Annotated in this window: 24 protein-coding genes and 6 pseudogenes; 12 read left to right on the plus strand and 18 right to left on the minus strand. The window is 60.5% G+C overall.

Features of this window, described 5'->3' with window-relative positions:
- Positions 1-41 precede the first annotated feature (41 nt).
- Positions 42-1,385, minus strand: a complete 1,344-nt coding sequence (locus tag HAP54_RS05395) for an IS1380-like element ISBdi2 family transposase (RefSeq protein ID WP_166204320.1) — start codon at positions 1,383-1,385, stop codon at positions 42-44.
- A gap of 167 nt (positions 1,386-1,552) precedes the next feature.
- Between HAP54_RS05395 and HAP54_RS05400 the strand changes: the two genes are divergently transcribed.
- The 3 genes and pseudogenes from HAP54_RS05400 (at position 1,553) to HAP54_RS05410 (ending at position 3,405) form a co-directional block, all read left to right on the plus strand.
- Positions 1,553-2,617, plus strand: a complete 1,065-nt coding sequence (locus tag HAP54_RS05400; protein ID WP_166204319.1) for an IS630 family transposase — start codon at positions 1,553-1,555, stop codon at positions 2,615-2,617.
- Positions 2,618-2,620: 3 nt separating this feature from the next.
- Positions 2,621-2,851, plus strand: a pseudogene (locus tag HAP54_RS05405) (DNA polymerase/3'-5' exonuclease PolX); the annotation flags it as partial.
- Positions 2,848-3,405, plus strand: coding sequence for an MOSC domain-containing protein (locus HAP54_RS05410; RefSeq protein ID WP_166299010.1), 558 nt, complete (start codon positions 2,848-2,850; stop codon positions 3,403-3,405). The pseudogene HAP54_RS05405 and the gene HAP54_RS05410, both read left to right, overlap by 4 nt.
- Positions 3,406-3,422: 17 nt before the next feature.
- Here HAP54_RS05410 and HAP54_RS05415 read toward each other — a convergent pair.
- From HAP54_RS05415 to HAP54_RS05425, 3 genes and pseudogenes are all read right to left on the minus strand, one after another.
- Positions 3,423-3,931 (minus strand): annotated as a pseudogene (locus HAP54_RS05415) (NUDIX domain-containing protein).
- A gap of 104 nt (positions 3,932-4,035) precedes the next feature.
- Complete coding sequence (locus HAP54_RS05420; RefSeq protein WP_166299011.1) at positions 4,036-4,767, minus strand: DUF72 domain-containing protein; 732 nt, start codon at positions 4,765-4,767, stop codon at positions 4,036-4,038.
- A 4-nt stretch (positions 4,768-4,771) separates the two neighbouring features.
- Positions 4,772-5,122, minus strand: a pseudogene (locus HAP54_RS05425) (glutathione-dependent formaldehyde dehydrogenase); the annotation flags it as partial.
- A 105-nt stretch (positions 5,123-5,227) separates the two neighbouring features.
- Here HAP54_RS05425 and HAP54_RS05430 point away from each other — a divergent pair.
- A protein-coding gene (locus HAP54_RS05430; RefSeq protein WP_166299012.1) for an IS3 family transposase occupies positions 5,228-6,579 on the plus strand; the annotation gives its coding sequence in 2 pieces (ribosomal slippage) (positions 5,228-5,564 and positions 5,564-6,579; 1,353 coding nt in all).
- 331 nt (positions 6,580-6,910) lie between these two features.
- Here the strand turns inward: HAP54_RS05430 and HAP54_RS05435 are convergent.
- The 6 genes and pseudogenes from HAP54_RS05435 to HAP54_RS05455 all read right to left on the minus strand — a co-directional run bounded on the left by HAP54_RS05435 (position 6,911) and on the right by HAP54_RS05455 (position 10,530).
- Positions 6,911-7,633, minus strand: a complete 723-nt coding sequence (locus tag HAP54_RS05435; RefSeq protein ID WP_035978412.1) for a 4'-phosphopantetheinyl transferase family protein — start codon at positions 7,631-7,633, stop codon at positions 6,911-6,913.
- A gap of 431 nt (positions 7,634-8,064) precedes the next feature.
- Positions 8,065-8,457 (minus strand): SDR family oxidoreductase, encoded by a 393-nt coding sequence (locus HAP54_RS52425; RefSeq protein ID WP_156929098.1) that lies wholly within the window; start codon positions 8,455-8,457, stop codon positions 8,065-8,067.
- Positions 8,414-8,749, minus strand: coding sequence for an SDR family oxidoreductase (locus HAP54_RS05440; RefSeq protein WP_166299013.1), 336 nt, complete (start codon positions 8,747-8,749; stop codon positions 8,414-8,416). The genes HAP54_RS52425 and HAP54_RS05440 overlap by 44 nt, the downstream gene beginning before the upstream one ends.
- Positions 8,750-8,793: 44 nt before the next feature.
- Positions 8,794-9,186, minus strand: coding sequence for an SDR family oxidoreductase (locus HAP54_RS05445; RefSeq protein ID WP_029085075.1), 393 nt, complete (start codon positions 9,184-9,186; stop codon positions 8,794-8,796).
- Between the two features lie 67 nt (positions 9,187-9,253).
- Positions 9,254-9,425, minus strand: a pseudogene (locus HAP54_RS05450) (IS6 family transposase); the annotation flags it as partial.
- A gap of 40 nt (positions 9,426-9,465) precedes the next feature.
- The gene (locus tag HAP54_RS05455; protein ID WP_166204319.1) at positions 9,466-10,530 is read right to left on the minus strand and encodes an IS630 family transposase; all 1,065 of its coding nucleotides are present in this window, start codon (positions 10,528-10,530) and stop codon (positions 9,466-9,468) included.
- 66 nt (positions 10,531-10,596) lie between these two features.
- Between HAP54_RS05455 and HAP54_RS05460 the strand changes: the two are divergent.
- Positions 10,597-11,718 (plus strand): annotated as a pseudogene (locus HAP54_RS05460) (IS3 family transposase).
- 462 nt (positions 11,719-12,180) lie between these two features.
- Here the strand turns inward: HAP54_RS05460 and HAP54_RS05465 are convergent.
- From HAP54_RS05465 to HAP54_RS05475, 3 genes are all read right to left on the minus strand, one after another.
- Positions 12,181-12,447: a hypothetical protein gene (locus HAP54_RS05465; RefSeq protein ID WP_063619006.1), complete on the minus strand. Its 267-nt coding sequence runs from the start codon at positions 12,445-12,447 to the stop codon at positions 12,181-12,183.
- Positions 12,448-12,837: 390 nt separating this feature from the next.
- Positions 12,838-13,101 carry a hypothetical protein gene (locus HAP54_RS05470; protein WP_166299014.1) on the minus strand — a complete coding sequence of 88 codons (264 nt, stop codon included), beginning with the start codon at positions 13,099-13,101 and terminating at the stop codon, positions 12,838-12,840.
- A gap of 371 nt (positions 13,102-13,472) precedes the next feature.
- Positions 13,473-14,816, minus strand: coding sequence for an IS1380-like element ISBdi2 family transposase (locus HAP54_RS05475; protein WP_166204320.1), 1,344 nt, complete (start codon positions 14,814-14,816; stop codon positions 13,473-13,475).
- Between the two features lie 323 nt (positions 14,817-15,139).
- Between HAP54_RS05475 and HAP54_RS05480 the strand changes: the two genes are divergently transcribed.
- The 4 genes from HAP54_RS05480 to HAP54_RS05495 all read left to right on the plus strand — a co-directional run bounded on the left by HAP54_RS05480 (position 15,140) and on the right by HAP54_RS05495 (position 16,633).
- A complete protein-coding gene (locus HAP54_RS05480; RefSeq protein ID WP_166299015.1) occupies positions 15,140-15,487 on the plus strand; it encodes a hypothetical protein in 348 nt (115 codons plus the stop codon).
- Between the two features lie 165 nt (positions 15,488-15,652).
- The gene (locus HAP54_RS05485) at positions 15,653-15,790 is read left to right on the plus strand and encodes a hypothetical protein (RefSeq protein WP_339156829.1); all 138 of its coding nucleotides are present in this window, start codon (positions 15,653-15,655) and stop codon (positions 15,788-15,790) included.
- Between the two features lie 284 nt (positions 15,791-16,074).
- The gene (locus HAP54_RS05490) at positions 16,075-16,263 is read left to right on the plus strand and encodes a hypothetical protein (RefSeq protein ID WP_166299017.1); all 189 of its coding nucleotides are present in this window, start codon (positions 16,075-16,077) and stop codon (positions 16,261-16,263) included.
- 22 nt (positions 16,264-16,285) lie between these two features.
- Positions 16,286-16,633 (plus strand): hypothetical protein, encoded by a 348-nt coding sequence (locus HAP54_RS05495; protein WP_166299018.1) that lies wholly within the window; start codon positions 16,286-16,288, stop codon positions 16,631-16,633.
- A 578-nt stretch (positions 16,634-17,211) separates the two neighbouring features.
- Here the strand turns inward: HAP54_RS05495 and HAP54_RS05500 are convergent.
- Entirely contained in the window at positions 17,212-17,376 is a 165-nt protein-coding gene (locus HAP54_RS05500) for a hypothetical protein (protein ID WP_166299019.1), read from the minus strand.
- Between the two features lie 311 nt (positions 17,377-17,687).
- On the minus strand, positions 17,688-17,933 hold the full coding sequence (locus HAP54_RS05505; protein ID WP_166299020.1) for a DUF6894 family protein: 246 nt from the start codon (positions 17,931-17,933) through the stop codon (positions 17,688-17,690).
- 129 nt (positions 17,934-18,062) lie between these two features.
- Between HAP54_RS05505 and HAP54_RS05510 the strand changes: the two genes are divergently transcribed.
- Both HAP54_RS05510 and HAP54_RS05515 read left to right on the plus strand, forming a co-directional pair.
- Complete coding sequence (locus HAP54_RS05510) at positions 18,063-18,779, plus strand: Crp/Fnr family transcriptional regulator (RefSeq protein ID WP_166299021.1); 717 nt, start codon at positions 18,063-18,065, stop codon at positions 18,777-18,779.
- Between the two features lie 518 nt (positions 18,780-19,297).
- Positions 19,298-20,278 carry a helix-turn-helix transcriptional regulator gene (locus HAP54_RS05515; protein ID WP_166299022.1) on the plus strand — a complete coding sequence of 327 codons (981 nt, stop codon included), beginning with the start codon at positions 19,298-19,300 and terminating at the stop codon, positions 20,276-20,278.
- Between the two features lie 183 nt (positions 20,279-20,461).
- Here HAP54_RS05515 and HAP54_RS05520 read toward each other — a convergent pair whose 3' ends face one another.
- Positions 20,462-20,896: a hypothetical protein gene (locus HAP54_RS05520; protein ID WP_166299023.1), complete on the minus strand. Its 435-nt coding sequence runs from the start codon at positions 20,894-20,896 to the stop codon at positions 20,462-20,464.
- A gap of 503 nt (positions 20,897-21,399) precedes the next feature.
- On the opposite strand from HAP54_RS05520, the gene HAP54_RS05525 reads away from it, so the two are divergent.
- Positions 21,400-21,960, plus strand: coding sequence for a DNA ligase (locus HAP54_RS05525; protein ID WP_224741967.1), 561 nt, complete (start codon positions 21,400-21,402; stop codon positions 21,958-21,960).
- Between the two features lie 420 nt (positions 21,961-22,380).
- Here HAP54_RS05525 and istB read toward each other — a convergent pair whose 3' ends face one another.
- Both istB and istA read right to left on the minus strand, forming a co-directional pair.
- Entirely contained in the window at positions 22,381-23,244 is an 864-nt protein-coding gene (istB, locus tag HAP54_RS05530) for an IS21-like element helper ATPase IstB (protein WP_166294386.1), read from the minus strand.
- Between the two features lie 8 nt (positions 23,245-23,252).
- Positions 23,253-24,743: pseudogene (gene istA / locus HAP54_RS05535) on the minus strand (IS21 family transposase); the annotation flags it as partial.
- Positions 24,744-25,087 lie beyond the last annotated feature (344 nt).

Genomic DNA, 25,087 nt, shown 5'->3' on the forward strand with positions numbered 1-25,087 from the left:
GAGGTGTAGGTTGGGCGAACGGGGGGCGGACGCCCCGCCGGTCAAGGACCGAGAGGCAGCAGCGCGCCTGGCAAGCCGCGGATCAGGTCGGCTTCGGGACATGCCGCGGCAAACGCAAGGCGAATGCGGCTCGTGGTCTCGACGACACGGGCAGCGAGTTTCAAGAGACGAAGACGCAGCGTCGCGAACTCGGCTGTGGCCAATTCCCGGGCTTTGGGAATCGCGTCGCGCACGGTCAGCATCAGCCAATAAGCGGCGGTGTGGAGAACGAGGCGGACTTGATTGGCGAGCGCCGAACGGCAGCTGGTGCGATCGGAGGCGAGCTGTGTCTTATGCAGCTTGATCAGATTCTCGGCTTGGCCGCGCGCGCAATACAGGCTGTCGTAGATCCACTCGGCCGAGCCGACATCGAGGCTGGTGACGACGAAACGGATGTCGAGGCCGAGCATCGTCGCCTCAATACGGGCGACGGTACGCCGTTCGCGATCCCAGGACTTGGCCTTGTGGCGCGTCTCGGTATAGCCACGCAGAACCGGCAGGTTCTCGATGGCGCGTCGCGTGCGGATGTCGTCGGCGGCCTCGTCGAGTTTTCTGGCGAGCGGCTTGGTGCCGGACAGACCGAAGATGTAGTCGATGCCGTTGGTCTCGCACCACGCCATTGCCTCCGGCCGGGCATAGTGCCCGTCGCCACGGAACGTAATTCGCGTGTTGTGCCACCGCGTCCGGATATGCCGTATTAGGCGGCGCAGATGGGCACGCACCTCGACGCCGCCCGGCGTCTTGCCGGGCCGCAACACGACCGCCACGGGCCGGCTCTTCTCCGTGTCGTAGACGTGGATCGGCAGGAAGCAGCGTTCGTCATAATGAGCGTTGAACAGCGAGAGCTGCTGATGGCCGTGGACGACATCGCAGGTATCATCGATGTCGAGCGTGACGGATGCCGGCTCGCGCGGGTAGCTATCCATCCATGCGTCGACCAAAGTGTAGGTCAGTCGGATCACGTCGCGCAGGCGCGGAGCATTCTCCAGCCGCGACAGCGTCGGTTGGGAACACAGATCGCGACCCGTGTCCGGCAGCCGTCCGCAGGCCAGCTTGAATGCGGGATCGGACCGCAGATGATCGAGGTCGTCGGCGTCCTCGTAGCCGCAGCAGATCGCGAACATGCGCGCGCGGAACATATCGACAAGGCTGTGCACGACCCGCGTCGGATCGCGCCGATCCGGGAACACCCGGGCCAAATTGTCGGCCAAGCCGAGACGCCGCTCGGCCATCGCCAGAAGCATCACGCCCCCGTTCGAGGTCAGCCGACCGCCATCGAAGGCAGCTGTGACTTTCTTGGCGTGAACGGCTGGAAACGAGAAGGGCAGAATCGTATCATCGGTCATGGCGGGCCTGGCGTTCGCGGTTGAGGTGATGGGGTTGGCTTTGCAACCGAATCCTACGCCGCATCAGCGCTTTACACCACGCTCGCCAGCCTCTCAGGCGCACTCTGACGAATAAGACGGGCTAGTACCTACTGTTCTTAAAGCGTGAGTCGTGATTCAAGGTCGGGATGATACCCGAAGCAAGAGAAGTCCACCTTTCGAGGAAAGATCGCAAGGTGCTTGAGGCGTGTTGCCGCTCCCCGGTGACGTTGCAGCGCGATTTGAAGCGGGCGCGGATAGTTCTGTTGGCGGCGGATGGACGCAGCACTCGGTCGATCGCCAAGGAAGTTGGGGTCCAGCCGCGGATTGTCAGCCTTTGGCGGCATCGCTATGCCGACCAAGGCCTTGAAGGGCTGCAAGACAAGCCGCGACCGGGCAAGCAGCCAATCTATACGAAGGCCACCGACAAGCGGATTCTGAAGCTGCTGGACAAGCCGCCGCCGGACGGGTTCGCACGCTGGACCGGGCCCCTGCTGGCCGGGGCGCTGGGCGATGTTGACGTCCAATATGTCTGGCGGTTCCTGCGCAGCCACAAGATTGACCTCGCGGCTCGTAAGTCCTGGTGTGAGAGCAACGACCCGAACTTTACGGCCAAAGCCGCCGATGTTGTCGGCCTCTATGTCGCCCCGCCCGCGAAGGCCATTGTGCTGTGCGTGGACGAGAAGCCCTCGATCCAGGCTTTGGAGCGAGCGCAGGGTTATCTGAAGTTGCCCAATGGCCGCGCCTTGACCGGCCAGAGCCACGATTACAAGCGGCATGGCACCACAACATTGTTTGCGGCGCTCGAAGTCGCCACCGGAAAGATCATCGCGGCGCATTCAAAACGCCGACGCCGCGTCGAGTTTCTCGACTTCATGAACAGCGTCACCGCGGCTTTTCCGAACCGGAAGCTTCACGTCATCCTCGACAACCTCAACACCCACAAGAAGAACGAGCATTGGCTCAAGGCCCACCCCAACGTGCAATTTCATTTCACGCCGACAAGTGCGTCTTGGCTCAATCAGGTCGAGGTATGGTTTTCGATCTTGCAGGGGCAGTCGCTCAGCGGCACCTCCTTCACAAGCCTCACGCAGCTTCAGGAGCACATCGATGCCTACGTCAACGCATACAACGACAGAGCCGAGCCCTTCGTCTGGACCAAGAAAAAGGTCCGTCAACGCCGTTTCAAAGGCCGCCGTATCACTCAGCTCTGATTCTGGGTACTAGACCTGGATTGGCGCTGGCATCAGGCCGCGCTCGATCTCGGTTGCATGTTGAGCATCAACCCCGACGCCCATTCCATTCCGGAGCTCGACCACATGCATTGGGGCGTGAAGATGGCCCGCAAAGGCGGCGTCCCTGCAGACCGCGTCCTGAACGCAATGCCGCTCGGCGAATTCATGCGGCACCTGAAGCGGAAGCGCCATTTCGCGGCGCACGCCGCATGACGCCGGACGGCGGGGCGCCTCGCGGCGAAGTCGTCGCCGTTTCGATCGACCGCAAGCATCGGTTCAGCAAGGTGCCGCGGCCATCAGTGACGCTCGTCGCCAGCCATGGCGTCGAGGGGGACGCGCACTACGGCCCGTTCGTAAAGCATCGATATTTGGCGCGGCGAAATCCGCGATCACCCAACCTGCGTCAGGTGCATCTCATGCCGAACGAAACGCTCGTCGCCCTGCGCGCCGCCGGCTACGACATCCGACCCGGCGGGCTCGGCGAGAACATCACCACCGCCGGTCTCGATCTCGAAAGCCTGGCTTTGAACTCCGAACTGCAGATCGGAGCATCGGCCCGCATTCGTCTCACCGGCTTGAGAACTCCTTGCGTGCTGATAGATCGCTTTCGCTCCGGCTTGAAGGGACGGCTTGTGAGTGACGACCCTGGGCCGCTCTTCAGAGCCGGAGTCATGGGAATAGTGATCGAAAGCGGCGATGTCTCGGCTGGTGACGTCATCCAGATCGATCTACCTGCGGCACCCCGCTTGCTGCTACCGCCGCTCTGACGCACCACCGGTGCGGTTCAGCCGGTTTCGAGGTCACGAGTGGAACTCTGCTTGTTGGCAAACATGCGCTCCAGAAAAGTGGCTTGCGCGGGCAGAATTTTCTCCTTTGCGGCGTTGATAGCAAACCATTCGGCGCGGTCTACCTCTGGAAATGCCTGGCGGCGTCCGCTCCTGGGCGGCCATTCGATCTCAAACGAATTGCTGATCAGGTTCGTGGGGTCGAAGTCACTTTTTCCCAAAAATGCGATCACTCGCTTCCCCCCTCGCTGGCGGATCTCGCCCAGCGGCCCCAACGTGCCGACCGAGGCATGCCGTCCGAGTTCTTCCGCGAACTCCCGCCGGGCTGCGCGCTCTGGATCTTCGTCGACGTTGATCTCGCCTTCGGGATCGACCAGGCGCCTACGTCCTTGTTCCGCCAGTATGGGCCTCCGGGATGGACAAGGAGCACTTCCAGGCCATCCGCACGTTCGCGATAGGCCAAGATGCCCGCGCTGATCTTTGAGCTCGACCGTTCAGGTTTCGACATAGTCATCTCGGGCAGCACCACAAGCGGGCTCAACGCTCTCATCGCGTAATTCACTGCAGGCAGCCACGGAAGGACGGCCGTTCGGCTGGCGCCGCGACGACTCATCAGAAGCCCGCGAAGATTTGTCGAAGTTTCAGAGCATCAGCTGGCGCCGCGCTTTTTTGATCGTTATCAAAATAGACGTAGACGTCGATGCCGCATTTTTTCCAGGAGCGGATTCGTTTGGCCCATTCCTTTAACGTACTCTCTGGGTAATGTCCTTTGTAGCGACCTCCTGGCCCGTGTCCGCGAACGTAGACAAAGTCGGCGGTACGCTTCCACGGCGCCGGCGCGTCGTGATGGTCTGACAGGCAAAGCGAGATATTTTGGTCCGCCAGCAATTTCAGGATCTTGGGCGCGTACCAACTTGGATCACGAAATTCAAAACTGTACCGCCGCTTATCCGGCAATAACTTGAAAAAAGTTCTCAGCCGGTCCGCGTCGGCTTTGAAGTTCGGTGGAAGCTGGAATAGGACCGGACCAACCTTGTTTCCCAAAAGAGACAGTCGGTGTTCCAGCAATTCAAGACTATTGACGGAATTCTCTGACAAGCGCTTCCAGTGGGTGATGAACTTCGATGCCTTCAACGCGAAGACGAAATCTCTCCCCGTCTGCTCGCGCCAGGTCTTGACGGCTTCCGGCGTCGGCGTCCTGTAGAACACCCCATTTAGTTCTGCCGTCTGAAACTGACTCGCATAGAATTGAAGCTGCGACTTGAGCGGGAGCCCCTTCGGGAAAAAAGGTCCTCGCCATGAATCATAATGCCAGCCCGACGTGCCGATCAGAACGCGAGCCATCGCTCTACGGCTTCATGACAACCTTGATGCAGCCGTCTCTCTTGGCGCGGAAGGTCTTATAAAGTTCCGGCCCCTCCTCAAGCGTGGCGCGATGCGTAATTACGAACGACGGGTCGATTTCGCCTTTCTCAATCCGTTCGAGTAGGTTGGGAAGATAGTGCTGCACGGGTGTCTGGGCCATGCGGAACGTCAGGCCGCGGTTGATCGCGGATCCCATCGGGATCTTATCGAGAAGGCCTCCATACACACCGACGATCGAGACGGTGCCGAAATTACGGCAGCAATGAATTGCCTGTCGAAGCACATGCGGGCGGTCCGTGCCCATGAAGGTCGCGACCTTGACCCGATCGACCACGGCATCGAAGCCGGAGCCGATTGTTTGCCGTCAGGGCGTGTGAGACAAATTGAAGGATTTTGCGGAGGGAGGATTTCTGGTTCATCGTAGCCACCAGGAGCGAAGATGAAGCAGAAATCCGGACCGGGCAAAGCGCCGGCAGAACAGGTACTAAGGGACATTCGGCGCCAGACCCGCCGGCAGTATTCGGCGGAAGAGAAGATCCGCATCGTGCTGGAAGGACTGCGGGGCGAGGAGAACATCTCCGAGCTCTGCCGGCGTGAGGGCATTGCCGCCTCAATGTATTACGGCTGGTCGAAGGAGTTCCTCGAAGCCGGTAAGCGCCGCCTGGCGGGCGATACGGCGCGTGCGGCGACCTCCGGCGAGGTGACGGATCTCCGTCGTGAGACGGCCGCATTGAAGGAAGTCGTGGCCGACCTCACCCTTGAGAACCGCCTACTCAAAAAAAGCATGAACGGGGATGGGGAGGACGAGGCATGAGATATCCTGCGTCCGAGAAGGCCGAGATCATCCAGTTGGTCGAGCAGTCGCACCTGCCGGCCAAGCGCACGCTGGACAAGCTCGGGGTCCCACGCGCCACGTTTTATAGATGGTATGATCGCTATCGTGATGGCGGCGTCGAGGCGCTGGCTGACCACCGGTCTCGACCTGACCGGATATGGAATCGCATCCCCGACGATGTGCGGGGCCAGATCATCGACCTGGCGCTGGAGCTGCCCGAGCTGTCGCCGCGCGAGCTGGCCGTGCGGTTCACCGACGAACGGAAGTATTTTGTCTCCGAGGCATCGGTCTATCGGCTGCTGAAGGCGCATGACCTCATCACCAGCCCCGCCTATGTGGTGATCAAGGCGGCGAACGAGTTCAAGGACAAGACCACCGCCATCAACCAGCTCTGGCAGACCGACTTTACCTACCTCAAGATCACCGGCTGGGGCTGGTACTACCTGTCGACCGTGCTCGATGACTTCTCGCGTTACATCGTCGCCTGGAGGCTTGGTCCCACGATGTGTGCCTCCGACGTCACGGCCACACTCGACCAGGCACTCGCGGCCTCCGGCCTTGACCACATCACCGTCGCGCACCGGCCGAGGCTTCTCAGCGACAATGGTTCGAGTTACGTCGCGGACGATCTGGCCAGGTGGCTCGAACACAAGGGCATGCAGCACGTGCGCGGCGCTCCGTATCATCCCCAAACCCAGGGAAAGATCGAGCGCTGGCATCAGACCCTGAAGAACCGCATTCTGCTCGAGAACTATTATCTACCTCACCACCTCGAACGGCGGATCGGCGCCTTCGTCGAGCATTACAACCACGTCCGCTATCATGAGAGCATCAAAAACCTGACCCCGGCTGACGTCTACTTCGGCAGAGCCGAGACCATCCTAACCGAACGACAGCGCATCAAGCGTGAGACCATCGCAAACCGCCGCTTGCAGCACCAACTGCAGGTCGCTTAAACTCCAACAACAGATGAGCCAGAGCCTCCCTTCTCGAAAAGCCTGATTAGTCTCAAATTATCTGACGACGGACAAGACATGCTGCGAAACCTGCGGTGGGATGACTACCGTTACTATCACCGGAGCAGAATTAATCAGATGCTGCATTTGATCAGCGCTTTCATCTTCCTCGGTTGCTACGCGCTCTTGTTCAAGGACCCGGCAATGGCCGGCCTCGTTGGCTGGGCTCTCATCCTGTGATGAGGATTGGCTCGGACCGCCCGAGCAACCCTCGGACGCGCAGCGTAGGGCGAGCCACCTCATCGGCGGAGGCGGACATGCGGGCTTACGCTCATTCGGGTGAGCGTACTTGACAAACAGATAGGGTCACCGGACAAGATGCTGGCTTTCGGACCGCGAGGGCCAGCACATGCTGCGGACTCGGCCGCTGCTCGATGAACTGCCATTGAGTCGCATCATCGGCCTCGCCCTGGCTAAACGAGATGGAAGCCGGATTCAGCGAGAAGGAAAAACTGTCGAGTGGGCGACTCAATCCCTCGCCGGTCGCCTTGATGAAAGCCTCCTTCAGGGTCCAGAGACGGAAGAAGCATTCGGCTTGCTCGTCTGGCGGTGCGCCGCGCAAAATGGCGACCTCCGACGGGCTGAAATAGCGTTCGGCGATATCGAGGCTCGCCCGGCTCGGCGTGAGCGTCTCAACGTCGATCCCGACGTCGACGCCCACGCTGACCGCACAGGCAACGAAGCCCCTGGTATGCGACAGATTGAACCGAAGTTCGGACCGGCCGAGGGCCCGATCGATCTGGGGCTTGCCATGCTCTTCGACGATGAAACGCCAGTTCGCGGGCGGCAAGTTGCCTACCGATGCAAGCGCGCTACGAACCAGCCAATGTGCTGCGACGTATGTCGATCGATCGTCCTGGACATAGAACTTGTCCGCCTGTGCCTGCTCAGAAGGGTCCAGACAAGCACGCCATTGCTTAACAGCTGCGGCCGAAGGAGAGCCCAGCCTCATCCACCACACCGCGACTTCGGTCGATCTCGAGGTGCAGATCATTACTTCACCTGACGCGAGCGGGACCGGCCCGCCACGATCACGCCGCACTTCCGGCCGCAGGCGTCTGGAGGTGCCCGCCGTTCAAGTGCGAATCCCGGCAACCGGTCAGATACGTCGATAACAGCAAAACGTCATTTTCGGAAATCCGGTCAAGCCCGAATGCCGAGCCAGGAGAAACTGTCGTATTGGCGGCTCAATGGAAGGATCTGACCCGAGGAAGAAATTCATTGTCGATGAAATGCGATACGCAGGTTGAGAGCAAACCTCGATCGATTGACGGACACGAGATATCACTGCCAAAGAGGCCGGTCAACGTATTCTGGCAGCTGATGGTGACCGGAAGATCCGCACCTTGGGGGTACTCCGAGCAACGGCGCGATCCAAAAAAGGCCGCGCTCGTCGGCTCAGCCTCGGCATGACGGACAATGGCGTCACACCACGTTGCGAAAGGGACAACTGAAACTGATACCCGTAGCTACCGAGCACCTCGAGGATCTCGATCCAGCGACAGACGCGCCGTTGGCAAGTGGAATGTCTGTCCGGACAAACGCTGCCAAGCGACAGGTGACGATGGCTTTGCTCGCATAGTCGACGGGAATAACGTTCACCGGGCCGTCGAACTGCGGCGCGAACCCCGTTTCGATGCAAGCTTTGAGCAGTAACCACAGGAAATCATGCCTCTGGCAGGCACCGCTGTGGCTGTCCCCCAGATGCGCCTGGCCGAAAGATGTCAACCGAAATGCCTCTGCGGCGCGCCTCGATCGCCAACTGCTCAGCGACCTACTTGCTCTGTGTGTAACCCAGTGACAATCCCTCGGGGTCATCCGGGGAATCTTCCTCGCGGAGTTCTCGCCCCGCCACCGCTTCGCGCGACGAGAATACGTGCAGGGTGGACACGAGATGCACCCGCTTCACGCACCCGCGGCTGGCAAGCCGGAGGAGTTCCTGCATGCCGAGGACATTGGCGGCCTTGAGCCCCTCATACGGCCAGATAGAATTTACCGTCGAACCGCAGTGACAGATGCTATCGACCGTATCCGTCAGCATTTCGAAGTCGGCACTGGAGAGGCCCAGTAGCGGCCGCGCCGTATCCCCGGCCAGAGGCACCACCCGCACTGCGAACTGTCCCTCCGCAATGTGGAGGGATGTGAGATTGCCGCTCAGCCGGACGAGGGCCTTCTACCATCACCGGCGCGCACCAAGCAATAGATTTTCGCGTCGGTCTGGCCAAGGAGTTCGCGGAGTAGAAAGGCCCCGAGAAATCCGCTGGCGCCAGTGAGCAAGATGGCACGCGGCGACGTCGACGGCCGGGATGAGACGGACAAGGCGCGTCTGATGGAAGACTCGAGTACTGCCTCGGCGCGAAAATCGGCCTGCGGCATCGTGTCGATCGAGCCGGTCCGCTTCTTCGTCTCGATCACGTGACTCACCCGGGCAACGGTCGGCCTCTCGAACAGCGTGCGTAGCGGCACGTCCACATGCAGCGCCTCAGGCAGCCGATAGATGAGCTGGGTGGTGGAATGTCCTCCGAGGTCGAAGAAGCTGTCGTTCATCCCCACCCGGTCCACCCACGGTCCACCCCGAGGACTTCAGCCCAGATGTCGGCGAGGCATCGTCAACTTAATCGACCGCCGAGCTGAAGGAGGCGATTCTCAAAGGTTCGAGATTCTGCGATAGCGCTTGTCGTGGAGATCTCGCGCCAAGTCGCAAAGGCTCGTTCGCGTGAAGCACGACGGAAGTCGGCAGTGACGGCTCCGGGATAGGGGATGTGGAAAGGGTTCGCATCCTGATTGAACCTCCTCCGAACGAGTGGACACCTGTAGTACCCAGAATCAGAGCTGAGTGATACGGCGGCCTTTGAAACGGCGTTGACGGACCTTTTTCTTGGTCCAGACGAAGGGCTCGGCTCTGTCGTTGTATGCGTTGACGTAGGCATCGATGTGCTCCTGAAGCTGCGTGAGGCTTGTGAAGGAGGTGCCGCTGAGCGACTGCCCCTGCAAGATCGAAAACCATACCTCGACCTGATTGAGCCAAGACGCACTTGTCGGCGTGAAATGAAATTGCACGTTGGGGTGGGCCTTGAGCCAATGCTCGTTCTTCTTGTGGGTGTTGAGGTTGTCGAGGATGACGTGAAGCTTCCGGTTCGGAAAAGCCGCGGTGACGCTGTTCATGAAGTCGAGAAACTCGACGCGGCGTCGGCGTTTTGAATGCGCCGCGATGATCTTTCCGGTGGCGACTTCGAGCGCCGCAAACAATGTTGTGGTGCCATGCCGCTTGTAATCGTGGCTCTGGCCGGTCAAGGCGCGGCCATTGGGCAACTTCAGATAACCCTGCGCTCGCTCCAAAGCCTGGATCGAGGGCTTCTCGTCCACGCACAGCACAATGGCCTTCGCGGGCGGGGCGACATAGAGGCCGACAACATCGGCGGCTTTGGCCGTAAAGTTCGGGTCGTTGCTCTCACACCAGGACTTACGAGCCGCGAGGTCAATCTTGTGGCTGCGCAGGAACCGCCAGACATATTGGACGTCAACATCGCCCAGCGCCCCGGCCAGCAGGGGCCCGGTCCAGCGTGCGAACCCGTCCGGCGGCGGCTTGTCCAGCAGCTTCAGAATCCGCTTGTCGGTGGCCTTCGTATAGATTGGCTGCTTGCCCGGTCGCGGCTTGTCTTGCAGCCCTTCAAGGCCTTGGTCGGCATAGCGATGCCGCCAAAGGCTGACAATCCGCGGCTGGACCCCAACTTCCTTGGCGATCGACCGAGTGCTGCGTCCATCCGCCGCCAACAGAACTATCCGCGCCCGCTTCAAATCGCGCTGCAACGTCACCGGGGAGCGGCAACACGCCTCAAGCACCTTGCGATCTTTCCTCGAAAGGTGGACTTCTCTTGCTTCGGGTATCATCCCGACCTTGAATCACGACTCACGCTTTAAGAACAGTAGGTAGTAGTAGGCTTATTGAGCCAGGAGGTGTCGAATGGAGGACGTCAACGTCGGTCGTTTACCGAGGAGTACAAGCGGCAGGCAGCTGAGCTTGTGGTGTCGAGTGGCCGGTCGATCACGGCCGTTGGCAAGGAACTCGGTTTGCGCGACTCGGTGCTGCGGCGCTGGGTTGAGAAGCTCCGGCGGACCAGGCTGCCGAGATCGCCCGTTTGCGTGAGGAAAACGAGCGGCTGCGCATGGAGCGGGACATTTTTAAAAAAGTCGATCGCGATCTTTGCCGGAACACGGCCATGAGTTTCCGCTTCATCGAGGACCATCGCGATACCTACCCGGTGCGGCTGATGTGCGCCGTGCTCGAGGTCTCGCCGGCCGGCTATTATGCCTGGCGCGAGCGTCCGGAGAGCACACGTACGGCCACCAATGCCGCGCTTCTGGCTGATATCCGACAGGTCCACCAGGATAGCGGCGGGCGCTATGGCAGCCCACGGGTCCACGCCGTACTGCGGATGCGGGGACGTGGCGCCAGCCGTGGCCGGATCGAACGCCTGATGCATCGGCACGGTGTCCGCGCCATCATGGCTCCGCCGCGCCGGGTTCGGACCACCGACAGCCGTCATGGCTTGCCGATCGCGCCGAACCTCGTCGATCGCAACTTTACCGCCGCAGCGTCGAACCGGATCTGGCTCGCCGATATCACCTACATTCCGACTGCTGAGGGTTGGCTGTATCTGGCGGCCATCATCGACCTCTTCAGCCGCAAGATCGTCGGCTGGGCGATGCGCGATCACATGCAGGTCGACCTCGCCTCGTCGGCATTGACGATACATCCAGCAGCAGAAGCCGAAGGCTGGATTGATCCATCACTCCGATCGCGGCGTGCAATACGCCTCGCACGACTATCGCGCCGCCTTGTCGGCGGCCGGGATCGTCGGATCAATGAGCCGCAAAGCCAACTGCTACGACAGTGCCCCAATGGAGAGCTTCTTCCATACCCTGAAGACCGAGCTCGTTCACCATCGTCAATACAAGACCAGAGCTGAGGCCCAGCGCGATATCTTCGCCTACATCGAGGGCTTCTACAATCGAACCCGTCTCCATTCCGCCATCGGCTATATCGCGCCGATCGACATGGAGCTAAAAGCAGCTTAACCCTGTCTACTTATTTGGGGGAAGATCACCGGACGATCTAATCCAATCTGCCAGGTGAGCGGTCACTTGATACTCGCGCGCTTTGCGCAATATCGCGTCGCGCTTTGCGCATGCCGGCATTTGGTCAGCGCGGCTCCTTAAGCGCGCCGCCTCTTCCAACAGGCGGTCAGTAAGGGGCTTTGTTAGCTTGAAAAGCCTCCGGTGTTTGGTCATGCACTTTCTCCCCGGATGTGTACCTTAGACCATGCGATCTCTGAGCCGAGAGAAACCTATGCTGGGTCGCTGGCAACACGATACGCGGGCGGGTTGGAGCGGACCGCCCGCGCTAGTTCTGACTTTGACGTTAGTGTCCCGCGACATCGGGGCCAAGCAACCAAGCCCAGCAACTAGCGTGCCAAACAATCGCACGCGGCCCGAAAAGGCTCTGGTCAGCCGTGCCTTGAGGATTGGGGCGGCTCGATCCTAGCCGGTATCAGGACGCCACGTCCGCGAGATCAGCGGATCAATCCGATCATCGTATATGGTCACAAGCTCGCCGGCTCTTATGCCAAGGCCCTTCAAGTCGGCTTCGCGGAGTTCGGAATTCGAGATCGCTGCTTCGCCCGCGCTGGCCGCCAATGAAGCCTTTACTGCTTCTGCCGCATCGGCGATTGCGACCGCATAGGTTACATATCGAAGCTTGCCGTCGTCTTGGGGGACGCCGATCGTAACCATCCATCCTGCTGCCATCAGTCCTCCGATATTCAAGACAGGCGGTTACTCTACGCATTCACCCCTAGCAGCCACCTCCCAATAATGGCAGGATTGCAAATCCGTGGCGGCCCAGTCCGCAAGATCACGGGACCCTCTTCCATGCGTAGCGCGAGCTGCGCTGGACTGCGACTTGGAGGAAAGCCGCAGTGGCGAGCAAGTTTGAGCGGATCGACACTGTCGCGCGGCCGGCCATCCTGCCATGCCTCCGCCGTGTGCAGGCGTGGCGCAGGCGCGGCTCCAGCGCCTCCTATCTGATCCCAACATCGCACAGAATGACCCGGGAAGGCTCAAGTCTATCAAAGCGGCACAGCACTACATGGCCGTCTCCGTGCGCGCCAAAGCCATCCTCGCCGGGATCATCGATCGCTAGGGGACGCCGGGGGCAGCGCAGCAAATAGCCAAATCAAGCATCGGGCCGTAGAGCCTGTCAGCTCCGATCAATAGTTCTTCCGCGACAATTTCGATAGCGCGCCAGCTTTCCGCCACGAGCGTCTTTGCTTTCGCCTCATAGTGCTCGCGCGGCTCCGGCAATTGCGTCATTGCGCTGGTGATGTTGGCTTCGTCATCGCCAGCACAAAGCAGCCGGCCGGTGAAGCGAGCTTCCGCGAATGGCCCTGCCATCGTGATCAAGATTTCAGTCTTGGGGCTGGCCTTCTCGTGCCACACGTGCCCAATGCGACCCATAAAAGGAATGATGGCAACACACGCGACCTCTATGTCTAGTGCGCGAGCAATCACTGCATGCCCCGCCTCGTGATATGCAGCGATCTCGCGCTCTTCGAATACTTCGGTGTACTCCTGCTCGATATCCGGAGGATGGCAGCGCGACCCTAGCCCGTCCTATTCGTGAGAGTGCTTTTTTTAGTCCGATTGATGTGGCCGCACATCTGCTCTGACGAGGCGCGCGGGATTGCCTTCGGCTTTTCACCGCCTGACCGACCCGTACTTTGCAACGCGCTTGAGGTGTAGGTTGGGCGAACGGGGGGCGGACGCCCCGCCGGTCAAGGACCGAGAGGCAGCAGCGCGCCTGGCAAGCCGCGGATCAGGTCGGCTTCGGGACATGCCGCGGCAAACGCAAGGCGAATGCGGCTCGTGGTCTCGACGACACGGGCAGCGAGTTTCAAGAGACGAAGACGCAGCGTCGCGAACTCGGCTGTGGCCAATTCCCGGGCTTTGGGAATCGCGTCGCGCACGGTCAGCATCAGCCAATAAGCGGCGGTGTGGAGAACGAGGCGGACTTGATTGGCGAGCGCCGAACGGCAGCTGGTGCGATCGGAGGCGAGCTGTGTCTTATGCAGCTTGATCAGATTCTCGGCTTGGCCGCGCGCGCAATACAGGCTGTCGTAGATCCACTCGGCCGAGCCGACATCGAGGCTGGTGACGACGAAACGGATGTCGAGGCCGAGCATCGTCGCCTCAATACGGGCGACGGTACGCCGTTCGCGATCCCAGGACTTGGCCTTGTGGCGCGTCTCGGTATAGCCACGCAGAACCGGCAGGTTCTCGATGGCGCGTCGCGTGCGGATGTCGTCGGCGGCCTCGTCGAGTTTTCTGGCGAGCGGCTTGGTGCCGGACAGACCGAAGATGTAGTCGATGCCGTTGGTCTCGCACCACGCCATTGCCTCCGGCCGGGCATAGTGCCCGTCGCCACGGAACGTAATTCGCGTGTTGTGCCACCGCGTCCGGATATGCCGTATCAGGCGGCGCAGATGGGCACGCACCTCGACGCCGCCCGGCGTCTTGCCGGGCCGCAACACGACCGCCACGGGCCGGCTCTTCTCCGTGTCGTAGACGTGGATCGGCAGGAAGCAGCGTTCGTCATAATGAGCGTTGAACAGCGAGAGCTGCTGATGGCCGTGGACGACATCGCAGGTATCATCGATGTCGAGCGTGACGGATGCCGGCTCGCGCGGGTAGCTATCCATCCATGCGTCGACCAAAGTGTAGGTCAGTCGGATCACGTCGCGCAGGCGCGGAGCATTCTCCAGCCGCGACAGCGTCGGTTGGGAACACAGATCGCGACCCGTGTCCGGCAGCCGTCCGCAGGCCAGCTTGAATGCGGGATCGGACCGCAGATGATCGAGGTCGTCGGCGTCCTCGTAGCCGCAGCAGATCGCGAACATGCGCGCGCGGAACATATCGACAAGGCTGTGCACGACCCGCGTCGGATCGCGCCGATCCGGGAACACCCGGGCCAAATTGTCGGCCAAGCCGAGACGCCGCTCGGCCATCGCCAGAAGCATCACGCCCCCGTTCGAGGTCAGCCGACCGCCATCGAAGGCAGCTGTGACTTTCTTGGCGTGAACGGCTGGAAACGAGAAGGGCAGAATCGTATCATCGGTCATGGCGGGCCTGGCGTTCGCGGTTGAGGTGATGGGGTTGGCTTTGCAACCGAATCCTACGCCGCATCAGCGCTTTACACCACGCTCGCCAGCCTCTCAGGCGCACTCTGACGAATAAGACGGGCTAGGTGCTTTCCAGCGCGTGGCTCAAGACACTGTCCACCACGAAGGCGAAGACGGATATCGGATACCGCTCAAAAATCTTACAGGCTCGATCTACGATCTCCTGGTCATTAAGCGAGATTGACGACTGAAAGTTCCGAATTCGCTCCGGAACAGCTAACCAGCGACCCCAGCGAAGGGGGTTAGTTGCGTGGAGTTGCGTCATGCGTCGGTCCGCTTGGACACCCTCGATCGTTCCCTCGACGGATCAGATCGTCTACCTGGTCGCCGACGACTTCGGCCCGATCGGCAAAGCCTGGCGCGAGGCCAACCTCAAGACGACCGACCTCGAGACCGTGATCCGGGGCATGCTGGCCGGCGAGTATGCGAGCCCGATCCGGGTGATCGGCTTCAACACCGCCGAGCGCTGGAGCGAGGACGTCTCCGAGGACATCGCACACGAGATCCAGCGCCGATGCGACCTGCAGCAGATCGAGATCCCGGCTGCGCTCGAGGCCTTCGTGGATCGACATACCGGCGGTCGGCGTCAGCTCACGCTGCGGCTCGCTTGAGACTTCAGAAATGCCATGGTGGGGTTACGCCGGGATCGCGATCGCATCGATCGCCACCGGCTTCGGCCGCCAGAAGCAGTTCGTGATCGACGAAGAGGCCATCGTCCGTGGTGTGACGGCTATTCAGACTTCAACGCCTTGCATTCCGGCAAGCACAATGCGGCCGTGGAGATGATCGCCTTCGACATCCTGGTGTTGGACGGTGACGACCTCCGGGATCTGCCGCTGTCGATGCGCAAGACGAACCCTGCAGCGGCTCCTTGCGCGCCGGCAGAGGGCATCTTCCTGTCGGACTATGAGTAAGGGGAGATCGGCCCGGAACTTTTCCGCAAGACCTGCGAGTTCGGTTTTTAGGGGCTGGTGTCCAAGCGATCGGATCGGCCCTATCGAGGCGGCCGGTGCACACACTGGATTAAGGTGAAGAACAGGACGCATCCGGCGATGCATCGTGTAGCTTTGGCGGAGGCCCGATAAGTGTTCAAGCTTACACTAATCGTCCTCCTGCGGCGTTTCTAGGGATGGATACTTTCCCCCAACCGGTTATATTGGATCGCAGATTCAACCTTTAGCATCGTCGGCCCGCCCCCATGCTGACCGCTTTTGTCTTCCTCGTGCTGGTTGCGCTGGCCGGTCTTTCCGCGCGCTGGGCTTACCAAGCCGGGTATCGGGACGGACGCGAACAAGGCTTGACCGACTCCTACCGGCTTTATGGGGTCAAGGGACTTGGCCCAGAAGGCAAGCCCCGCAATAAAGAGCCCGAAAAAGTTGGGGCGTAAGATATCTGCAAGCAATCGGGTCGTGATCGGATCGACGTTTTTTGCATTGGCGTCGAGTGCTCTCCTTTACCTCATTCCTCCGACCCCGATCGAGCACCACCGTATCCGCGGCATGATGCGTCATTATCAGGGGCACGCGTATTTGGTGCCCTTCAAACACTTCGATAGCCCGCTTAAGAATGCCAATCTCTATGAAGACGACCGCTTGCTCGGACCGGCGAACACTCCTCAGCAAGAAATCATCGACAAAGGAGCTGGGCGCTTTTGGCTCTATCGAGACGAAGCCAACTATTTCGGATCAGTCTTGATGTTCTCGTCTAGCGACAATACCGACCCAAACACGAACGGCCGAAAATACCGCCTCGAATGACAAAAAGCCCGACGCCGGTTAAGGCGCCGGGGGAATTTTCAGGGCCCAGGTTTTAGGAATGAACGCCGCTGGGACAAACCATTTCGGGCCCGGCGGCGTACTTTTCGATGATGTGCCGAATGGCGTCTCCAAACGCCTCCGCGTGAACGAAACACCATTTCGGTTGTCTCGAAGCGAGCGAGAAACAAACCGCGCGCAGCCTGTCGTTCAGCACCAGAAGGGAGCGACGGCCATGATGAATTCAGTGTGGATGCGCAAGGCACGTTTCGCGGCAACCGCGGTCTCACTGTCCTGTGTCGTCATCTTGCTAGCAATGGCCGCTCCCCATTCTGTCTCGAGCAATGCGCTCGGCAGCGAGTGGCAATGTAGCAAGTCCGGCTTCGTCTTAACCAATTGCCGTCAGGCGCCGCCAGCTTGAGCCGATCTGGCATAGGCGCTGCAATTGAGACCGTGCTGGGGATTTCAGCGTCCCAGTTCAGGAAGGAAACGCCGCCGGGCGTGTATTTTTGACACCGGCGGCGTATTTTCTTGAGACAGCGGCCGGGACCGCGATCAGGCGCAGTCGTCGTTGCACCCAATCAGAGCGACCACGGGGCCGACTTCCTACCCTGCTCATCAACGGCGAGGAAGTCCGTCACAAGCTCCGTTGCCAGCCGGAGGATTATGAGGCTGTCCTCAGCCTTGTCCGGCAGTTGCGCCGCCAGCTGGACGGCATGCCGTCGATGCCAGGATTCGATCTTCATCCGATCCTCCCTTTAGTTCGCCCTCACCGATGGAGCCGGAACGATGAGAGTCGCGGCCTTACCGCCGTTCCGTGAGCATCGCCTGCGCCGCCTGAAACGATGCCTCCGCCAACATCGCGACCTTCAAGACGGCAATCCGATTCCGTTTTGCTCAAAGAAACGGCCCCAGCGAGGGGACCACAAGCTGGGGCCGAGTTTAGACTTGAATGTCGGGCGCGCGTGATGCGCCCCTAGCGGCAACCACGCGAATGGACCGCATGTGATTGGTACCGTGCATAGGCACCGCGACAACCCAGACGGTGCGCATAGGCCTATGCTTTGATTCCTTGGCGGTGCCGTTCGGCCAACAGGCGGAGAACCCAATTCAGATTTCCCGCCTCGTCAGTTATTTCCATCCGCCATTCATGGCTGGGCTTAAGCGTACCATCTAGGTCCTGGAGGTATTTTCCGGCAGTGACGGTGGCTTCCTTCCAAGCGGCGTCAATGTCGGGAAGGTCCATACCGATTTCGTCGGGATTCCGCTTCCGATGCTGGATGTGAAAAAAATACCGCGGCATTTCAGACGATCGTGATTGGAACTATTGCGCTGAAGCTCGGGGGATAATTATTGTCACCAACGCTCGTTCCTAGTCCTATGATTGGGGCCCCACGGCTCCCCGTCCCGAAAGGTTGACAAGGAGCCTCAGATGCCCCTCGAGATGATGGTACGCAAGTTGCGGCTGCACTCCGAGTTGCCGGACGAAGACGTCGCGGCTTTGTTGTCCATCGTGGCGCCAACGAAAACCCTGCCGGAAGATTCACCTATCGTTCGCGAGGGGGATCTTAGCACACAATGCTGCGTGATTATGAGCGGCTTCGCGTATCGGTCCAAAGTCTCCGAAACTGGCAAGCGCCAAATCCTGTCGTTCCACGTCGCAGGTGACATGCCAGACCTTCAGGGCCTGCCAATAAAGCGGATGGATCATGATTTGACGACGCTCTCGGAAGCGAGGATTGGTTTTATCAATCACGGGTCGCTTGAGCGAACTATTCATACGCGCCCGATGTTAACGCGAGCACTCTGGCGTGAGACGCTTTTGGACGCTGCACTGTTCCGGAAGTGGATCGTGAACCTTGGCACGCGATCGGCAGCGGGACGCATGGCCTATTTGATAGCGGAATTGCGCCAGCGACTTGCAGCGGTAGGGTTGGTCGCCAACGATCAGTTTGACTTTCCGATTACCCAATCAAAGCTGGCGGATGCGCTTGGGTTAAGCGTTGTGCATGTCAATCGGGTCCTCCAGGCGTTTCGAAAACAAGGCATCCTTGATTTGAAGCGGCAAGTCGTCACACTTCGCGACTTCGAAAAGATCCTTGAACTTGGCGGATTTGACACCTTGGAGGACAACGTTGGCGCAAAGTAGCTCTTGGGTTTGGGGGCCGTCCGCTGCAATCGCTGGGCTACCGAGCCCGCGCGTCGAGCGACTATATGGCTTATCTCGCCGGCCGCGAGCGTGTGTATGAGGGCATGCGCATGGCGGGGGTGCCGGAGGAATGAACGGCAGGAAGTTTCCGGTGCGCCACCAATGCCCGTTTCGGGTCAAATAGCGGACATGAGCCCTGACTAGGGCCGTGTCCGCTTTGGGCCAAATGCCGACTATGCTGCTTCCAGCCGCTGATCGATTTATGCGCGCAACAAGCCGACACCGCCATTTGCGACGATTGCGGCTAAAGGCTGGTTGTTCTCGCAAGTGAAGGAAGCTGCGGTCTCGTTGGCCGCCACAATCTGCGCGCGGTGCGCGCCAACTCATCGCGTGCAGCGAGCAACGCGTCGCGCTCGATCATGTCGCGCAGGCTACCTCTCCTTTGTAATCCATTTCACACATGCAGCGAAACGCGTCCGATATGATTTCTTGCGGGGGCCCCGAAGTGGGAGGTCGAGATGCCAACATCATCTCACCTTTTGCGATGGTCGACCGAGATGCTGCCGGAGCGCGCGAGGTTCTCCACGTTCCGTGAGGAGTTTGCGCGGCTGAACCTCGCATTGGACGTGATAGATCACAGCGGCGGCCGCCCGCGTATCGACGTCACCTACTTGCCGCTTGGCGCGGTCGGCGTTTGTGGCGTTGTCGCCACGCCGGTGGAGTTCATCCGTCACAAACACCACCTCAAGGATAGCCGTGACCAATTCGGACTGAACATCGTCGAGACCGGACCGGTCAAATTTGCAAATGCTGGCCAGGAACATGTCTATGATGCCGGATCCGCTTGTTTGATTGACCGGGGAAGGCCGCTGCGAGTATTTGGGCCGCGTGGTGCCAGAGTCAGATACGTGACCGTGCAGGCTGCCGCCCTTAAGTCTCTGGTTGCGCAGCCGGAAGATCTATCAGGTCGGCCGGTGCGTCCCGGACCGGCGCTTAGACTCCTGGGCTGCTACCTGCGATCGCTCGCAACCCTCAAGGAACCTCCGTCATCAGAACTGGCCTCCACCATCGGCGTACATCTCCTTGATCTCGTGGCCGCGACGCTCGGGCCGACCGACGAAGCTGCAAACATTGTTACGGACCGCGGCGTGAAAGCAGCCAGGCTGCAGGCGATCCTGGCGGTGGTCGCGCGACGCTTCAACGATCCCAATTTCGATCTGGACAGTGTCGCCGGGGTGCTCGGCATGTCGCGGAGATACGTGCAAAAACTGCTCGACGAGGGGACCGGAAAGTCGTTCACCGAGCACCTTTCAGGACGCCGGCTTGAGCGTGCCTTCGCGATGTTGACTGACCCGCACCATCGGCGCTTGGCGATCATCGATATTGCGTTTGGGGTCGGCTTTGGTGATGTTTCTCACTTCAATCGCATGTTCCGCCGGTACTTCGGCGAGACGCCATCAGGCGTGCGCGCCGCAGCAACAATGCGGGAGCAGAAGTGATCTTGCGACTTCCAACTCGCGCAATCATGATTTCTCTTAGGCCCTTCTTGTTGAACCCGAGCATCCCTACCCATGCTTACAGTCTTCAACAGTCGGGTAGCTGCGCGCCTCCTTCGTTTGGTGTGTTTGCTGGCGATCTTGGCCGGTCCCGCCTTTGCCGACGACGAGTAGGTCTGGGCCGCGCTAAGGCAAGGCGGCAAGATTGTGCTGCCGCGCCACACTCACGTCGATATGCGAGAAGGAATAGGACGCCTCGTGCGCGGTAACTGCGCTGAGGAGGTGAACCTTTCCACCCACGGCATTGAGCAGGCGATCGCCGCGCGCGACCGCCAGCGAAGCGGATGACAAGGCCGCCTCGACGCACGAAGCGCGCCAGAAAGCCGAAGCCGAGACGATGGCTGACCTGTTGAGCGTCGAGCCCGATGAAAGCTGGTTTGCGTGGTCAGTGCAGGCGCAAGGCTTGCCCATCGAGCATCGAACCGACATCTCGCCGCTCGCGCTGCTTGGCATGCGGCTGGTCGCGGCACCGCGCGCAAACGAAATGCCCGGAACGACGCCGGGATACTCGTGGCCGACGCAGCGGTGATCCCGGATGCGGAACGGAATGATCCAGATCAAAGCCGCCGCTCGACTTCGGAAGAAAATGGCGCATGGGGCAGACATTTTGAAGCGATTTTCAGGAGGAGAATATCATGCATAGGTTTGTATTAGCCTTACCCATCGTTGCGTCTCCGTTCTCTGCATTCGCGGCTGAGCTTCCAAAAGAGGGCAGCTACGACTACACCGCATGCTGGTCGGGCGTTAACAGCACGATCACGTTCTCCAAGACCCACACCGGATCCAGTTTTGAATTGACGGGCACCCTCCGCAGCAATCCACCCGGAGGCATGTTTGACAAGAGTACTTTCCGCTGCGTGGGGATGAATGCCTCGCTTGACGGGAAGGCCACAGGGTCCAACGTATGCGAACCTATCGCAGTGAGGATTGCCTAACTACCTCCACCGCGACGGTCGCCAGCCATCTTGCGCGCGCCGTTAGCTGGTTGATCCACCCCGCAACTCCTCCGACCATGGTCAAGCGGCGGCGTCCCTCCGGCTTCTTCGAACCGTGTCTGCCGTCGAATTTCGCCCGGCCCGCTCTGGGTTCATGAGATCAAGCACGATGGCTACCGGCTGATGGTGCGCCGGGATGGCCTGCGCGTCCGCTGCTTCACCAAGGGCGGCTATGACTGGGCCGACCGCTTCCCGGCCATCGTCGATGCCGCCAGCAAAATCCTGGCATCGTCATTCCTGATTGACGGCGAGGCAGTGATCGCCCGCGACGACGGGACGCCGGACTTTCATGCGCTGCGGAGCAAGCGTCGGGGACATGAGGCGGTGCTGTTCGCGTTCGACCTGATTGAGCATAACGGCGAGGACCTGCGCGACCTGCCGCTCATCAAGCGCAAGAAGCGGCTCAAGAACCTGCTTGGGAGGGCCAAGGGGAGCGCCATCCGGTTCGTGGAGCATCTGACCGGCGACGGGCCGACCGTGTTCAGGCACGTCTGCAACATGGGCCTAGAGGGCATTGTGTCGAAACGGACGGATGCGCCATATTGCAGTGGACTGTCAAAGTCGTGGGTCAAGGTGAATAACCCAGAGAGCGAAGCGGTGCGACGTGAGCGCGAGGAGGATTGGCGCTGACTGCCAGCGTTGGCGGTGCGTCGACTTCCGGGCGGGCGAGGCCATGCATCAGCAAAAAACCTCGCCCGGCACGACGGCTCTGACCGGTGAATGCGCGTCGCGCTGACAAGGCGGGAAGGAAGAAGCCGCCGCTCAAATTTGCTGAGCGACGGCCATTCTCGCTGCTGGTGTTACTTCAGCTTGTACGTGCCAGTTTGATGATTGCAGCTCTGGAACATTCCGTCCTTGATGACCGGAAAAGACCCCAGCGGCTCGACCGTGCCCGCCATGACCATGCCTTCGTATTTTCCAGTTCCTGCGACCTGCGTTCTGGTTGTCTTTCCATCGCCAGTCGAAAAATATGACAGCCGCTTGTCGCCGTCCGCATCGATTGCCTCATCATCATGACTTCCTCACCGAGTCGTCAGGTGCACAAGCCTGTCAATCGGCCTGCAAATTTGACCCCTCATCGGCGTCCAATTTTGACCCCTTCGTGCGGCGGGCTTTGCTGGTAGCGCTCGTCTCGTCGGAGCTGGCCGGGATAGCGGAGGCGAGACGAGCGCGGGTGGCGTGATCGTCGTCTCGGCTCTTGAACCGCCAGCTATCGTTGCCGGTCTCGACAATGTCGCAGTGATGGGTCAATCGGTCGAGCAGCGCTGTGGTCATTTTGGCGTCGCCGAACACGCTCGGCCATTCGCCGAAGGCGAGATTGGTCGTCACGATGACGGAGGCGCGCTCATAGAGCCGGCTGACGAGGTGGAAGAGGAGCTGGCCACCGGACTGGGCGAAGGGCAAATAGCCGAGTTCATCCAGCACGATGAAGTCCATCCGGGTCAGATGCTCGGCGAGCCGTCCTTGCCGTCCGTTGCGGGTCTCGGTCTCGAGGCGATTGACGAGGTCGACTACGTTGAAGAAGCGGCCGCGGGCACCGGATCGGATGCAGCTTCTGGCGATGGCAATGGCCAGGTGGGTCTTGCCTGTGCCGGTGCCGCCAACCAGCACGACATTGCGTTGCTGGGCGATGAAGCCGCCGCTGGCGAGATCATTGACGAGAGTCTGATTGATCGGCGTGCCGTCGAACTGGAAGTCGGCGATGTCCTTGGCAAGCGGCAGCTTGGCAATGGTCAGCTGGTATTTGATCGAGCGGGCCTGCTTCTCGTTGATCTCGGCGTTAAGCAGGTCGCCGACAATGCGCTGAGGTTCGTGCTGGCGCTTGACGGCAGTTGCCATGATCTCGTCGAAGGCAGCCTTCATGCCGTAGAGCTTGAGCTCGCCCATGAGGTCGAAGATTTGGGTTCGTTCCATCAGATGGTCCTCCGGAGGTTGTCGTAGCGGGCACAATCGGCGATCGGTGCATGACGGAGCGTCAGTGCGGCCGGCGTCATGATGTTGGCCGGTGGGGCGGGTTCACGTTGACGGGCCAGGATGTTGAGCACGACATCGGCGGAATGGACGCCATGACCGAGCGCTTCGGCACAGGCCGCTTCCACCGCGGACAGACCGTCAGTCAGCACCGCGGTGAGGATGTCGACCATCTGCCGATTGCCATCGTCGGTGCTGGCAAGCTTGCGCCGGATCCGCTCGATCGCGGCCGGCAGCACCCAGTCTTTGAAGGGAGCGCCGTTGCGCAAGGCACCGGGTTTGCGAGCCAGCACCGGCACATAGTGCCAGGGATCATAGGTCGTCTCGCCGCGGCCAAAGGATCGCGGGTGCTCGGCAACGATGCGTCCATCCTGACGGATCACGATGCGGTCGGCATAAGCCTGGACTTCGACCGGCCGTCCGACTGCGCTGGCTGCGACCGAGTACTTGTTGTTGTCGAAGCGCACCAGGCAGGTCTTCGAGACCGATGCCGTCACCGCATGGAAGCCGTCGAAGCGGCCGGCATAGGGAACGAGCTTGGGACGCTCGGCTTCGAACACTTCCCAGATCGTCTGATCGACCAGCTCCGGGTGGCGATGAGCCTTGGCGTAGGCGATGCATTTGTCGAGCAGCCAGGCGTTTAACTCGTCGAGGTTTTTGAACCGCAGCCGCGGCGTGAAGAAGCGCTCCCGGACCAGCCCGACCTGGTTCTCGACCTGCCCCTTCTCCCAGCCCGACGCCGGCGTGCAGGCGACCGGATCGACCAGATAGTGGCTGCACATCTGCAGGAAGCGGCGATTGTAGAGACGCCCTTTACCGACGAAGATCGTCTCTACGGCGGTCTTCATGTTGTCGTAGATGCCGCGGGTGCAGGTGCCTTTGAACAGAGCGAACGCCCGGTCGTGGGCGTCGAACACCATCTCCTGCGTCTCCCGCGGATAGGCCCGCACGAACAGCATGCGGCTGTGACAGAGCCGGACATGGGCGGCCTTCACCATCACCGTGGTCCCGCTCAGCAAGACCACCTCGTGGCTCCAGTCGAACTGGTAGGCTTCGCCTGGGGCAAAGCTCAGCGGGACATAAGCCGCCGCGGTCGATTGCCCGCGTTCTTTGCTCCACCGCCTGGCGTAACGCCGCACGGCATCGTAACCGCCGTCGTAGCCGCGGCCGCGCAGCTCTTCGAAGATCCGGATCAACGTCAGCTGTTCACGAGCCGATTTGGCCGCGTTCGCCGCCAGCAATCCGTCAAGCTCTACTGCCCATCGTCCCAGCTTTGGCCGCGGCTGCACCTGCCGCTCGTACTCGAAGGAGGTCTCTCCCGACCTCAGCACCTTCCGGACCGTGTTCCGCGACACCTTCAGGTCACGGGCGATCTCCTTGATCGTCTTGCCCTTGATGAAGTGCTCGCGCCGGATCCGGGCAATTGTCTCCACGATCAGCATCCCCCACCACCTGCTTCGTTCCAAAGCAGGCAGCGCAACAGATCAATCTGTAGGGGGTCAATTTTGGACGCCGATCCCCCGGCTTAGGGGGTCAATATTGCAGGCCGAATGACAGCACAAGCCCAAGTCCCGTTCAAGCCGGTCTATCCGCCGCTCACCCGCGCGGCTGTTCGAAAACTCCTTCCGGAGTCCGCTCTTGAGGTGATCGACCCACTTGCGACGATTTGGGATGAGGTTGTGCATCGCATCGTCGTCGTGCTTAGCCCATTCGTATTCGAAAGTTGCCTGCCTCGCAGGTGATGGTTCGGCTCAAGTGTCAAGCATGTCCCAGTCATCGCTGAGCA

The organism is Bradyrhizobium sp. 2S1, from assembly GCF_011516625.5.
GTDB lineage: Bacteria > Pseudomonadota > Alphaproteobacteria > Rhizobiales > Xanthobacteraceae > Bradyrhizobium > Bradyrhizobium septentrionale.

Coding starts and splice junctions, on each gene's coding strand:
- HAP54_RS05445 (WP_029085075.1), bottom strand. CDS start 9,186: ATGAACGACAGCTTCTTCGACCTCGGAGGACATTCCACCACCCAGCTC.
- HAP54_RS05400 (WP_166204319.1), top strand. CDS start 1,553: ATGATACCCGAAGCAAGAGAAGTCCACCTTTCGAGGAAAGATCGCAAG.
- HAP54_RS52425 (WP_156929098.1), bottom strand. CDS start 8,457: ATGACCCCGAGGGATTGTCACTGGGTTACACACAGAGCAAGTAGGTCG.
- HAP54_RS05475 (WP_166204320.1), bottom strand. CDS start 14,816: ATGACCGATGATACGATTCTGCCCTTCTCGTTTCCAGCCGTTCACGCC.
- HAP54_RS05480 (WP_166299015.1), top strand. CDS start 15,140: ATGCGTCGGTCCGCTTGGACACCCTCGATCGTTCCCTCGACGGATCAG.
- istB (WP_166294386.1), bottom strand. CDS start 23,244: ATGGAACGAACCCAAATCTTCGACCTCATGGGCGAGCTCAAGCTCTAC.
- HAP54_RS05515 (WP_166299022.1), top strand. CDS start 19,298: ATGCCAACATCATCTCACCTTTTGCGATGGTCGACCGAGATGCTGCCG.
- HAP54_RS05490 (WP_166299017.1), top strand. CDS start 16,075: ATGCTGACCGCTTTTGTCTTCCTCGTGCTGGTTGCGCTGGCCGGTCTT.
- HAP54_RS05505 (WP_166299020.1), bottom strand. CDS start 17,933: ATGCCGCGGTATTTTTTTCACATCCAGCATCGGAAGCGGAATCCCGAC.
- HAP54_RS05500 (WP_166299019.1), bottom strand. CDS start 17,376: ATGAAGATCGAATCCTGGCATCGACGGCATGCCGTCCAGCTGGCGGCG.
- HAP54_RS05435 (WP_035978412.1), bottom strand. CDS start 7,633: ATGATCTGCACCTCGAGATCGACCGAAGTCGCGGTGTGGTGGATGAGG.
- HAP54_RS05455 (WP_166204319.1), bottom strand. CDS start 10,530: ATGATACCCGAAGCAAGAGAAGTCCACCTTTCGAGGAAAGATCGCAAG.
- HAP54_RS05465 (WP_063619006.1), bottom strand. CDS start 12,447: ATGGCAGCAGGATGGATGGTTACGATCGGCGTCCCCCAAGACGACGGC.
- HAP54_RS05510 (WP_166299021.1), top strand. CDS start 18,063: ATGCCCCTCGAGATGATGGTACGCAAGTTGCGGCTGCACTCCGAGTTG.
- HAP54_RS05410 (WP_166299010.1), top strand. CDS start 2,848: ATGACGCCGGACGGCGGGGCGCCTCGCGGCGAAGTCGTCGCCGTTTCG.
- HAP54_RS05395 (WP_166204320.1), bottom strand. CDS start 1,385: ATGACCGATGATACGATTCTGCCCTTCTCGTTTCCAGCCGTTCACGCC.
- HAP54_RS05420 (WP_166299011.1), bottom strand. CDS start 4,767: ATGGCTCGCGTTCTGATCGGCACGTCGGGCTGGCATTATGATTCATGG.